8 protein-coding genes are annotated in these 12,732 nt (G+C 47.3%); 7 read left to right on the top strand and 1 reads right to left on the bottom strand.

What is annotated here, in order from left to right:
* Window positions 1-24: 24 nt before the first annotated feature.
* On the bottom strand, window positions 25-999 hold the full coding sequence (locus KJS69_RS20785; RefSeq protein ID WP_213585713.1) for a DUF2167 domain-containing protein: 975 nt from the start codon (window positions 997-999) through the stop codon (window positions 25-27).
* 574 nt (window positions 1,000-1,573) lie between these two features.
* Between KJS69_RS20785 and KJS69_RS20780 the strand changes: the two genes are divergently transcribed.
* The 7 genes from KJS69_RS20780 to KJS69_RS20750 all read left to right on the top strand — a co-directional run bounded on the left by KJS69_RS20780 (window position 1,574) and on the right by KJS69_RS20750 (window position 12,656).
* Window positions 1,574-2,128 (top strand): hypothetical protein, encoded by a 555-nt coding sequence (locus KJS69_RS20780; RefSeq protein ID WP_213585712.1) that lies wholly within the window; start codon window positions 1,574-1,576, stop codon window positions 2,126-2,128.
* 786 nt (window positions 2,129-2,914) lie between these two features.
* Window positions 2,915-4,072: a Cfr family 23S rRNA (adenine(2503)-C(8))-methyltransferase gene (locus tag KJS69_RS20775; protein WP_213585711.1), complete on the top strand. Its 1,158-nt coding sequence runs from the start codon at window positions 2,915-2,917 to the stop codon at window positions 4,070-4,072.
* A 410-nt stretch (window positions 4,073-4,482) separates the two neighbouring features.
* On the top strand, window positions 4,483-6,351 hold the full coding sequence (locus KJS69_RS20770) for a discoidin domain-containing protein (protein WP_213585710.1): 1,869 nt from the start codon (window positions 4,483-4,485) through the stop codon (window positions 6,349-6,351).
* Between the two features lie 86 nt (window positions 6,352-6,437).
* Window positions 6,438-8,072: an extracellular solute-binding protein gene (locus tag KJS69_RS20765; RefSeq protein WP_213585709.1), complete on the top strand. Its 1,635-nt coding sequence runs from the start codon at window positions 6,438-6,440 to the stop codon at window positions 8,070-8,072.
* A 173-nt stretch (window positions 8,073-8,245) separates the two neighbouring features.
* Entirely contained in the window at window positions 8,246-9,172 is a 927-nt protein-coding gene (locus tag KJS69_RS20760; protein WP_374706689.1) for an ABC transporter permease, read from the top strand.
* Between the two features lie 15 nt (window positions 9,173-9,187).
* Complete coding sequence (locus KJS69_RS20755) at window positions 9,188-10,075, top strand: carbohydrate ABC transporter permease (RefSeq protein WP_249730638.1); 888 nt, start codon at window positions 9,188-9,190, stop codon at window positions 10,073-10,075.
* Between the two features lie 193 nt (window positions 10,076-10,268).
* Complete coding sequence (locus KJS69_RS20750; protein WP_213585708.1) at window positions 10,269-12,656, top strand: helix-turn-helix domain-containing protein; 2,388 nt, start codon at window positions 10,269-10,271, stop codon at window positions 12,654-12,656.
* Window positions 12,657-12,732: the final 76 nt, after the last annotated feature.

Genomic DNA, 12,732 nt, shown 5'->3' with positions numbered 1-12,732 from the left:
ATCCCCTCCCCTGTTTCGGGCTTATCAAGGCCGATCTTCGCGTGAATCAGAAGGAGCTTCGCCAGCGGAGTCTGTGTTCATTTCAAGTCCTGCCGCTTCTTCTGCCGTCTCCTTTTTGCCACTAAGTCTTTTGATCAGTCCCCATAGTGCACCAACTCCAGCAATGACGACTATCCAGAATTTCTTCAAGAAGAGAAGCAGAGTCGCGAATACGCCTAATTTTTTGGCAGCCAGTACCCCAGCGCCTCCAAGGATTAATCCGCTTAATCCGAACTCCGCCTTCTTGTCCGTGCTCTCGTCGAAATCTTCATAGCGGTGCCCTTCTTTCAACTGGAAAGCCGATAGAACTTGTTCTTCCATCATTTTACGGTCGGCGTCCAAATGCTCGGGGTCCGATACGAGTACAACGGACACGACACCCAGCCGCGTCAAAACCCGGGAATTGTAGTTAATCAGCTTATTCCCCATGCCGTCATGCGCAAGCAGCGACCAGGACAAGCTGTGAAGATTTTCGTCGTAAAAAGGAGCGACATCCCATCCATCGACGTATAACCGGTGTTCCTCGGGCAACTCTTTATTGACTTCTTCGGTTCCGTCCTTATAGCTTTTCAGAAGCTTCTTGGCATCGATTTTGTCTTTTTCTTTTTCACTGACATGACCGGTTTCTTCATACTCGAAGTATACAGCCCACAGCTGATCTTCCGCCTCGGGAAAGACGACTCCGATTTCTCTGTCAGACGGCACGCCGCCTGTAATGGTTTGATAAGCTTTAGAGTCCTTGTCGTTCAGAAACAGCAGGCCTTCTCCAAGCTTTAGCTCAGCCAGACCATTGCCCAAATCTATGGTTTGTCCATTGCCTTCGACCCAATCCAGTGCGGAGAGCCTAGTCGCGATATCCTGGGTGCTCGTCTCCGCGAATCCAGTAACGGGAAATAACGCCGTTAGAATGGAAAGCATAATTAGGGTTAGTGTAAAACGCATACTTCGACTTTTCTTCATCTTCTTCTCTTTACCCTCCATGAATTAGGTGTGCTGTAGGTGTAACTCTTTCATACCATTGTGGTACACTGACGGAATGGATCTTTCAATACCCTCTTAATTATTTGGATATAAATGGAAAGTGGATATCATAATAAGGCGGGTATCGCCAAAAATCGAGCCGATCCCGCAGTGGTTTAACAGTAAAAGGTGTCGATTCTAGCACTCCAAAAGATACAAACAGCAACTATCATATAACAATTTGTCAAAAAATGATATACATTTTATACCAGTCATTTAGAACTATTTTTTTGGGACTATAGTTTAGGTTTGTAGTAAAATCCAATTTAATCCATAAATCTCTTTATTTCTATGTTTTTCTTTGTTTTTTCAAATGATAGGGGGAAATAATAATATTTTTCGCCATAATACGACAAAAACTGTTGTCTTGCTAAAGGGAAGGAGAACGGAGATAATAGGACAAGGGTAATATTTGTTGAGTCCTTGGGACTAATCGGCTTTATTCGCGGGAATGGGCTTAGGATAAGAAAAGGTAAACCGACATCCCTATCAAGTATCGAAGGAGAGAAATAGAATGGGCGAAATAGCTATTAACGGGATCGTTGGCGAAGCAAGCGAGACGGGGTTACCATCCGAATCACCCGCGGGCAAGAATTCACATGACTTCTTAGAAAATCTACCTAGGGAAGGGCAGGCCGCACAGAAGACAATGACTAAAGGCAATGCGAACGGAAGGAATCATAGATTTTGCGTTCATGTGTCGGTTGAGAACATGGATGAACAGCAGGCGATCGACTATCTGAATGGGTTATTTAGACATGCCGGATTAAGGGAAGTTCACATTCTTCCGATCGATCAGCCAAACCGTGTAGCGGATGAGGAAAAAACGATAGTTGAGGAGCGCAGAGCTCAGTCGGATGATAACGCTATGGTGGAACGGATTCGCTATTGGATGGCCGAGCGCCAGCTGATTTGGCTGATTCTCAATGACAACCATGAAGCCAGGGGGCGAATTCCTTGTCGAATCTTGAATTTTGATGAGAGCAGCGGCTTGTTGACTATCTACCATGTGGACGAGAAGAAAGTGTATACCTATAAACTCGAAGAAGTTGACGAATTTTTGGAGTAAGGGGAATTCGGGGCGATCCTATGCAGGGCTTTAACAAATGAATGCTTGCTTTTTGCCATAAACAAGTGGTAAATTAATTACATTGAAACCGAAAGGGTGAAAGCCGATGTACAACTAATCCTATTCAATTAAGGAAAATTACAGCTTTTTGTATTTTTTCTGGATAGGATTAGTGTGGGCTTTTCTATATATGTAACAGGATAACTAGTTATATTATTAGCAGCTGTTTCCTTTCCTGTTATCGTCTTCCTGCCTCCTATCCCGAAATTATGGATAGGGGGTTTTTTGTGCTGCTTACCCAGCTTAACCCTTATCCCGCTCCGCTAATGACACGGATGAAATTACTTGTACCACAATGAATGAGAAAGGGTGATCCTGGGCCAATGAAGTACTAATCCTATCGCATAAGAAAAAACCGTTAAGCGATTGCGTTTTTTCTGGATAGGATTAGTCTGCGCTTTTTTGAACATTCCATGGGAGTTATGTCCTGCTGTTTGATAGGGCACAGTCCATGTAGCAATGCGTAGATAAGCCTCCTGTCCGGAAAAAGGATAAGGAGGTTTTTGTGTTGATCACACAACTGTACTGGGTTTCAAGTTTTGCAGGGATTCCGGATAAGCATCGAACTCAAGGCAATGGCGGCTGTAAGGACTTTTTCGTGATCGAGACAGGAAGGAATACCGGCAGAGGTCCATAAGGGCAGTGGTAAGGGAAGAAAACCGCATGATCAGACACCGGTAAAAGTAAATAATTTTGGACATTGATTCCATTAGAGAGGAAGCTACTATGACAAATAACCTGAATCTTTACAATACAGAAAAGAACAAGCCAGCCGTAACGAAATATGAACGGATTCGGGAATTCCTGATCACCGAGAATGAACCCAAGTTCAGATTTCAACAAGTCGTACAAGCCGTCTTCAAGCAGAAAGTTGCCGAATTTGAGAAGATGACGGCTTTACCCATTAAATTAAGACATAAGCTAATTCAACAGTTTGGCAGCACACTATTGGATATTCGGCCCGTCTCCCAGGCTTTATCGCCGCAGGCTGAGAAAGTGCTGTTTGAAATTCCCGGTGGGGATAAAATCGAAGCCGTCGCTATGAAATACCGGGCAGGCTGGAATTCTTACTGCATCTCTTCCCAGTCCGGCTGCGGGTTTGGATGCAGCTTCTGCGCAACCGGAGCTATCGGGTTAAAAAGAAACCTGAGTGCCGACGAAATAACCGACCAAATTCTGTATTTCGCGATGCAGCAGCGTTCGGTGGATAGCATTTCCTTTATGGGAATGGGGGAAGCACTGGCTAATCCCCAAACCTTTATGGCCCTCCAAATATTGACCGATCCGGAACTATTCGGGTTCAGCCCGAGAAGAATTACAGTTTCAACCATCGGCATCATCCCGGGAATTCACAAGCTGGCTAAGCAATTTCCGCAGATTAACCTGACCTTCTCTTTGCATTCACCTTTTCACGAGCAGAGGAGCGAGCTGATGCCCATCAATGAAAAGTATGCGCTGGCGGATGTCATGGATGTATTGGATGAACATATAAGAGAAACAGGGCGCAAAGTATACCTGGCTTACGTACTGCTCCCCGGAGTAAACGATACGCAGGATCACGTGCGTGAACTGATTGCCCTGTTCAGAAAAAGACTGAGCCTGAAACAGCTGTATCATGTGAATCTGATTCGCTATAATCCTGCTTTAGGTGCGCAGGAAGCTTATGGGCGGCCAGATCAGGCAACCGTGGACTTCTTTTATCAGCAGCTTAGGAAAGCGGGAATCAAGGTAACCGTACGACAATCCTTCGGCATAGAGATTGATGCTGCGTGCGGACAGCTATACGGTCAGTACGAAGCCGGCAAGCGAAACAAAATTAAACGTTCCAATAAGCTTGACGGACATCTCGAGAAAGCTGGGGATGCCGGCCAGCAGCATCTATAAGCTTCCGCAAGATTATACTCGTATTCGAAAAGCTTAAACAACGATAGTTCTGCCGGAGGGCCTTCAGGCCCCCGGTCCTTTTTTTTTTTAGGGGACCCTTAATACATGAGTGAAAGGTCTGAAAAGCGAGAGCTGGCGGGCATTGTAAAGAATTGCATATGGACGTCTGTGCTGCCGATGGACAATTCAAAGCGGCACGAGGTACAGTGAGGAAAAAGTGAAAGGAGCGTATCGGCCTGCTCATGAAGCAAGGCTCGGGGAAGCTTGAGAAAGGGAAAAGGATGGCCATGAAATGACTGCATGAATGTTAATATCCATAGGCGAATCATGGGCATATTCAACTGACAGATTCAATGGGTACATTCAACTGTTCCATCAACTATTTATTATCAGACAAGGAGGGAATATCGGTGTATAAGAAGAAAGTCCGGGTTTCAACCGTTTCTATTCTCGTTATCACCTTGCTTTTGGTCCTATTGGTAATGGATTCTAATTCAATCCTTGCGAACAATAAAATAAGCGCTTCCAATAAGGACACGGTTACCTTCTCCGTAGAAGCCTACGGGGAATCCGTCCCGAGCAACCCGCACTTTAGATTGGAGCTGCGCTGCGGCGAACAGACGGAGGCCCAGGCAGTCATTAATTCAGCCAGTCCAAAGGGCAGCACCTTGCCGCATCATGCTGCAGGCCGGATTTGTACCATTCGGGCCACTACGGATGGCGGCGCCATACTCGGGAATGAGGTCGTATTCACTATACGTCAAGACGATGATGTTCTGGCTCGTCATGTAGCTTATCCGGATGGCGGGCCGGTTGTATCGACCGAGTTCTATGTCCCGCAGGGGGAGCTCACTGTAGAAGTGACCCATGAATTCGCCAGTGGCGATCTGGGCACTCCTGTCCGGGCCATGACCTGGAACCTGTGGGAAGGAGGCCGAGCCGCCGGCGGGGAGGAGAATATTCAGCAAATCATTGAAGTCATTCGTCATGAAAATCCGGATATTCTGTTTACAGTGGAAACTTACAGATCCGGAGAGAAAATATTGGCAGGTTTAAATGAAGGATTGCCCGAAAATCAGCAATACACCGGGATTAAAATATCAAACGAACCGGCTCATCAGCCTGATAAAGACAATCTGTGGATATTCAGTCGTTATCCAGTAATTAAGCAATATCCGGTTATGTATTATCAAGGATTGATGAACAGTTTTCATTTTGGCGGGATCAAGGTGGAGCTTCCCGACGGGCAAGAAGTAAACTTGTTTAACGCTTGGATTTATCATGAAGGTTGCGCGTGGTGTAAGGTTAATCTCACCGTTGGTGAGATAACTTATAATCTCCCCCGAACGAATACGAACGCGGAAATCGTTGCGACCGACTTGGTGCGCCGGATAGAACATATTCGTAAAATTGTTCATGTCAGTATTCCTACTCTTTTGGAAGGGGATACCGCTCCTGTTCTGTTGGCCGGTGACTTTAATACGCTGTCTCATTACGATTGGAGTGAGCGATTCGCCGATGCGCCTGGTCATGCCGGACTTGTGCTGCAGTGGCCGGTGACCCAGATTCTGGAGGACGCTGGATTCATCGATTCGTTTCGTTGGGCGAATCCCGACGCCGGCAAAGACCCCGGGAACACATGGAGCCCTTATTATGGATATGGAATGGCGCCAGGGAGAATAGACTACATTTGGTCGCGCGGGGATGAAATGAGAATTACGGATTCGTATGTCCGCGATCAGAAGCTTCCGGAGCATGAGAACGATCAGCCATTCTATTCCGATCATGCTGCTGTCATTACCGATTTGATGATTCGGAATACCGGCAGTCTGCCCAGCCAACCGGAGCCTAAGCCTTACTACGTTCCGCAAAAGCAAATGACTGCCGTATCCACCAGCGAACATACAGGGTATGAGGCGTCCAAAGCGATTGATGGGAATCAGGCGACGATGTGGCATTCGGAGTGGTCTCCGAAAGACCCGCTGCCGCAATCTATTACCATAGACCTTGGCGGAATCTATGACATAGTCGGGTTGGACTATCAGACGCGGGCAGACTTTAAGCCGGACGGGATCATTACCGGTTATCGCATCTATGCCAGCACCGATGGGGTTCAGTATACCGAGGTCTTATCCGGAGCGTGGGATAGAGACTACTTCTTGAAGAAGGTAGATTTCTCCGCCCCGGGCACCCGCTATCTTCGTCTGGAAGCTGTCGAGGGAAGCGGAGGGGTGGCTTCAGCCGCCGAGATCAATATTCGTTATCAGCCTAGCGAATAAGAGAAACCTGATAACAGAAAATCCAGCCGTAGATTCAGGCGGACGATAACCTGTAATACCATTTTGAAGGAGGAGAAGGTTTAAATATGAGGGGGAAAGCAACAAAATGGATGGCTCTGTCAATGGCAGCTGCGCTGGCTTTAACGACAGCTTGCCAGAAAGGTAGCGGAGGCGCAGAGCAGAATGGAGACGCAGATCAAACCGGATCGGAGAATGCGGCCGTCAAGGTCGTGAATGAAACTGGTTTTCCGATCGTCAATGAACCGATCAAACTGAAGTTCGTGGCTCCTCAGGCAACGAATACTCCGGACTGGAACGATATCATGCTATTTAACGAGTATGAAAAAATGACCGGTATAGATATTGAATGGCAGATGATCAATCAAGAGATTTTAAGTGAGAAGCGCAATCTTATTCTGGCCGGAGGAGACCTTCCGGATGCGTTCTACGCGACGCTGTTATCTGACAACGATGTGATGAAGTATGGGGAGCAAGGGGTATTTATCAAGCTTAATGATCTAATAGAGGAATACGCACCTAATATTAAAAAGTTTTTGGAAGACAACCCAGATGCTAAAAAATGGTTAACTATGCCGGATGGAAATATTTATTCGATCCCGAGAGTATACGATCCGGCTTTTACTTCGGTACTGATCAATCCGAAAACTTGGATCAATACAAAGTGGACAGGAAAGCTGGGGTTGAAGAACCCGGAAACGACAGAGGAGTTGTATCAATTTCTGAAATCGTTCAAGGGTGAGGACTTGAACGGGAACGGAGAGGCCGACGAAATTCCGTTAGGGGCACTGAGTACCGGCTATTTGATGAAATGGCTCTACGGTCCGTGGGACTTGCAGAATAGAGGATCCCGGCATAATTATGTGGATGTAGATCCCGAGACGAACGATTTGCGATTCTTCCCTGCGGACGAGAAGTACAGGGAGCTGCTAGAGTTCGCGCATCGGCTTTACCAAGAGCAATTGATCGATCCGGACATTTTCACTATGAATTCATCGGAGTTCCTGGCCAGAATACAATCTGATCGATATGGGGTTTACATTGGCTGGGATCCGGTAAGCTGGGTGCAGCTTGATTATTACGAAGGAGCACCGCCGCTAGCAGGACCGCACGGCGACAAAGCAGTTGTCAGCAACTCCCCATTGGTCACTCTGGGAACCTTTGTCATTACGAATCAGAATGCCCATCCCGAGGCGACCATGCGTTGGATCGATCATTTCTTCAGCGATGAAGGAAGCCGAATGTTCTTTATGGGCTTCGAAGGGGTGACCTACGCAGAGACTGAGGACGGCAAGGTGGAGTATCTGGACAAAATTGCCAATCATCCGGATGGCCTGTCTTTGGATGAGGCTGTGTCGCAATACTTGATCTGGTCGGTGGGAGGAACTCCGGGAATTATTTCGGAACAGTATTTTAAAGGCGGTGAAAGCCTGCCTAATTCCATTGCGGCGGCTGAACTGTTAGAGCCTTATGCCAATAAGGAAGTATGGCCGGCGTTCTCCTTCACCCCGGAGGAGAACAGCCGATTGGCCGGGTTAAGCTCGGATATCGGAACCTACGTATCAGAGATGCGGGCCAAATTCATTACCGGAGCCAAGCCTTTAGCCGAATGGGATGACTATGTGCAGACCATCAACAAGATGGGGCTGGAAGAATACATGAAGATATATAAGGCTGCCTTCGAGAGATACAGCAACGATTAGTTCTATGTAATCTGATTGGATCCATTCCGGTCCCTGTGAACTTGGCGCCTTGCCATGGGGACCGGATTTCTCACTAAAAGAGACTGACAAGATAGAGAAATAGACAAGCAAGAGTGCGGGAGGAGGAGAACGTGCCATTGGCCCATACGAATATCCACAAGTCGATTAAAGCTGTGAAGCCCCGGAATAACCATTGGCATTACGCAGCCAGATCGGTCCGGAGAAACTGGGAGCTTTACTTGCTGCTCATCCCGGTTATCGCTTATTACGTTATTTTTAAATACGTTCCTATGTATGGCGTGCAAATAGCATTTAAAGACTTCATGGCTTCCAAAGGGATTTGGGGAAGTCCATGGGTCGGCTTTGATCATTTTGAAAGATTATTTAACAGCTATTACTTTTGGCGTCTTATCAAGAACACTCTCGGAATTGGAATATACGAGCTGGTAGTCGGCTTCCCAGTCCCTATTATTCTCGCTCTTATGATTAATGAAGTAAGAGCTCCATTTTTCAGGAAGACGGTTCAGACGGTTACTTATGCGCCGCACTTTTTGTCTACCGTCGTGCTGGCGGGGATGGTTCTTATTTTCCTGGCCCCAGGCAATGGGCTTGTTAATCAACTGATTAAACTGTTTGGCGGCGCCCCGGTCTCGTTTATGACCGAGCCGGGCTGGTTCAAATCGATCTTTGTGTTTTCGGGCGTTTGGCAGAATATGGGGTGGGGCTCTATTATTTATTTGGCTGCTTTGACCGGCATTGATCCTCAATTGCACGAAGCGGCCAAGGTGGATGGGGCGAGCCGCCTGCAAAGAATTTGGCACATTAACCTTCCTGGCATTATGCCGACCATTGTCATTCTCCTTATTCTGAATGCGGGCAATTTGATGGGAGTCGGCTTCGAGAAGGTGCTTCTGTTGCAGAATGATTTGAACATGGAAGCCTCAGACGTGCTTTCGACTTACGTTTATCGCAGCGGTATTCTGGAGGCGCAATACAGCTTTTCCGCAGCGGTGGACCTCTTCAATGCGATCGTTAACTTTATATTGCTCGTTTCGGTGAACTACATATCGAGAAAAGTAAGCGAAACCAGCTTATGGTAAGGAGGGAAAGGAGTTTTGGAGAAAGAAGCCTGGGGAGACAGAGTGTTTGGGGCGGTCAATGCGATCATGCTCACCCTCATATTGATTATTGTACTCTATCCGCTGTTGTTCGTGGCTGTGGCGTCGATTAGTGATCCCGCGGCGGTATTGAACGGGAAAGTGTGGCTGTGGCCGCAAGGATTGACTTTTACCGGGTACACCAAAGTGTTCGGAAACAAAGATATTGTGCAGGGATATGGTAACACGATTCTCTACACCATTCTAGGAACCGCGATTAATGTGGGGATGACGGTGCTGGCCGCTTACCCCTTGTCGAGAAGAGACTTGTACGGTCGCAATGGAGTGATGGCCCTGCTGGTGTTTACTATGTTTTTCAGTGGAGGAATGATTCCGACATATTTGCTTGTCAAAAATCTTGGAATGATCAATACGATCTGGGCGATGGTTATTCCCAATGCGGTTTCCGTATGGAACGTCATTATTATGCGTACCTTTTTTCAGCAAAGCCTGCCTCACGAAATACAGGAGGCCGCACAGATCGACGGATGCTCCAATATCAAAATTTTATTTAAAATTGTCCTGCCTTTGTCCACCCCGATCCTGGCGGTGATGGTTTTATTTTATGCTGTCGGGCATTGGAACGCTTTTTTCAATGCCTTAATTTACTTGACGGAAAGAGACAAGTTTCCGCTGCAGATTATTCTGAGGGAAATACTCATTCAGGGTCAAAACGCACAAATGATGGATACCGGCGCACAAGAAGGGCTGGCCAAAAAATTAATGGAGGCCGAATCGATCAAATATGCCGTTGTCATTGTGGCCAACCTGCCGGTATTGCTGCTGTATCCGTTTCTTCAGAGATATTTTGTCAAAGGGATATTTATTGGCTCGCTAAAAGGATAAAGCTGTAAATTTAGAAAAACTCAATATAAAATTGACGTGGGTTACAAAGTAATGGTGTATGATACCTATTGTAGCCCATGCTTCATATGTGAATGCGCTTACATAATTTGGCAGGAGTTTTTTTAATGTGAAGCTTTTCTGCCGCATCCATTACGTTTAAGACAGGCGATCTTAATAAGGGGGAAGTTCGTTCATGATACGAGCTTATATAAATAAAGGATTAGGCTTGCCGGTGAAAATGAAACGAATATTTCGCGTGCCTTCATGGTCTAACCGATTCTACCAGTATCTGTTTTCCTATATATTGCTGATCGTTATGCTGATGAGTATCGTCGGCGGTGTCGTATACGGTTCCTTCCTCTCCATCCTGCAGAAGGAGGTTGAGGATTCCACCATCGCTACATTGACCCAAATTAAAGAGGCGATGGACACCAGAACGAGCGAGATGAACCGGATGGCTCTGCAAATTGCCTCCAATCCGCTATTAACCCCGTTTATGGTTGCGGAAGGCGGATATGGAACCTATCAAGCGATCCAGGATTTGAAGAAATACCGGTCGGCCAATGATTTCGTCCATGATGTCGTTCTGTACTACAGGAGTGGACAGCCATCCGTCATGTATGCGGCCAGCGGAATTCACAGCATCGATTATTTTTTTAGCTCGGCGTACCCTTTTAAACATTGGGGGAAAGAGGAGTTTGTTCAGACGCTGTCCACGCTCGACAAGCCCGTGATCCGATCGGTGGAGCAAGTGGCGGCGGGCGGGGCGTATTCCACCGGTTTTGTCGTTTATTTGCATCCCTTGTCAGCCGATGCGGACAAGGGGTATGGGGTCGTCTTTTTTCTGATCAAGGAAGACGAAATGAAACATATGATTAGCAGAGTACTCAAGGATTACAGTGGAATGACATGGATTGTCGATGAAAACAACGAGCCGGTGACCCAGGTGTTGAACAACATTGCCCCGGAGCAAGCCGCGAGCATTCGGGAAGCCGTTCAGCATCCGGATTCGAGCCAGCCGATTCACTCGATTTCTATGAATCGGGTAGATTATTCTGTCGTTACGTTAAAGTCGGAAACTAACGGCTGGTCCTATATTACCGCGATGCCGACGAATCAATTGCTGGGCAAGGTCAACGAAACCCGCAGCTTGTTTCATTATACAGTGATGGCGGTTTTGGCGCTGGGGCTGCTTATGGCGGTTGTCTTTTCCATTCGGAATTACAAGCCGCTCTTGAAGTTGGCCGGCGGGCTGACGAATGAGCGAATCCTCAAGGAGTGGCCGAGAAAAACCGATGAAATCGCATTGATTGCGGAAGCGATCGGGGAAGTGACCCGAGAGAACGAAGGGCTCCTGGAAAAGCTAAAGAGCCAGGCAAGCTTATTGAAGGAAAATTATGTTCTGTCTTTGGTCGAGGGCAGGGTAAGAAGCCGTGAGGAACTGGAGGAAATTCGCCCCGTCCTCGGTTTAACTATGGATAAGCCGTATTTCGCCGTTCTGCTTCTGTTGATTGACGATTACGAGCAGTTTATTAAAGAGAATACGAAGCCAATGCAGGACATTATCAAATACAGCCTGATTCAGGTGGTGGAGAATCTATCCGGAAAAATAGGAGACGGATGGGGGGCCGAATACAGGGAAGGCCGCGGAATTGTTGTTCTGCTCAATATCCTTGAAGGCTCGGAGGGATTGGATCAGTTAACGGAGCTGGGGGTCAAAGCGAAGCAGTTTGCCAATCAACATTACCGGATGGGGATCACGATAGGAATCGGCCGTGTCTTCAGCGATTTGGTCAAGATTCATAAATCTTTGGCGCAGGCTGACCATGCCGCCCGCTATCGGCTTGTCAAGGGAGGCAACCAGGTCATCTGCTACAGCGAGGTCAAGCAATCGAAGGAAAGCATCATCTGGTATCCGCTGGAGCCGGAGAAGCTGCTGGTCAGGGCCATTAAGCAGGGAAATAGTGATGAGGTTCGGAAAGTGATCCGGGATATGATCTCGAGTATTGTGAGTCAGCCCATTTCCATCGAGAGAGTGGAGTTCATCTGTTTCGATATGATTAATACCGTGATGAAAACCTTGCTGGAAATGGATATGAAAATCGAGGATGCCGATCAAGCGATCGAACGAATCTTCGTCTCCCGCTTCGAAACAGTGGAAGCGTTGGAGCCGATCATGATCGAGTTCTGTGACCGGGTGTGCGAGTATGTGGACAAGCATAAAGAAAGCAAGAACATGGCTCTGCTCGATCAACTCGTCGCCTATGTGGATCAGCACTACCAGGAGCCAACGATCAGTCTGGATCAGATTGCAGGCGAATTCGGATTCTCCTCTTCGTATTTGACCCGCTTCTTCAAAAATCAAACCGGGGATTCCTTAATGCGGTATGTCGATCAAATTCGGATGAACGAGGCCAAGTTATTGTTGAAAACGACCGATCTGAATTTGGGTCAAATTATTGAGCGGGTCGGCTATGTGGATCTGACGAATTTTATCCGTAAGTTTAAAAAGCTGGAGGGAGTTACCCCGATTCAATACCGGAACCTCGTGCAGGGGGACGCTTTTTCGCTGTCCAAATAACTCAAAGCTGTCTGGACGGGGAAAGAAAAGGGCCCCCAAGGGCGGTTTTGTCCTTGCATGGGTATCTGTTCCCGGC

Source organism: Paenibacillus sp. J2TS4, from assembly GCF_018403245.1.
GTDB lineage: Bacteria > Bacillota > Bacilli > Paenibacillales > NBRC-103111 > Paenibacillus_L.
Note: the sequence above shows the minus strand (reverse complement) of the source record. Positions and strands in the feature narration are given on the sequence as shown.

Coding starts and splice junctions, on each gene's coding strand:
- KJS69_RS20785 (WP_213585713.1), bottom strand. CDS start 999: ATGAAGAAAAGTCGAAGTATGCGTTTTACACTAACCCTAATTATGCTT.
- KJS69_RS20780 (WP_213585712.1), top strand. CDS start 1,574: ATGGGCGAAATAGCTATTAACGGGATCGTTGGCGAAGCAAGCGAGACG.
- KJS69_RS20775 (WP_213585711.1), top strand. CDS start 2,915: ATGACAAATAACCTGAATCTTTACAATACAGAAAAGAACAAGCCAGCC.
- KJS69_RS20765 (WP_213585709.1), top strand. CDS start 6,438: ATGAGGGGGAAAGCAACAAAATGGATGGCTCTGTCAATGGCAGCTGCG.
- KJS69_RS20750 (WP_213585708.1), top strand. CDS start 10,269: ATGATACGAGCTTATATAAATAAAGGATTAGGCTTGCCGGTGAAAATG.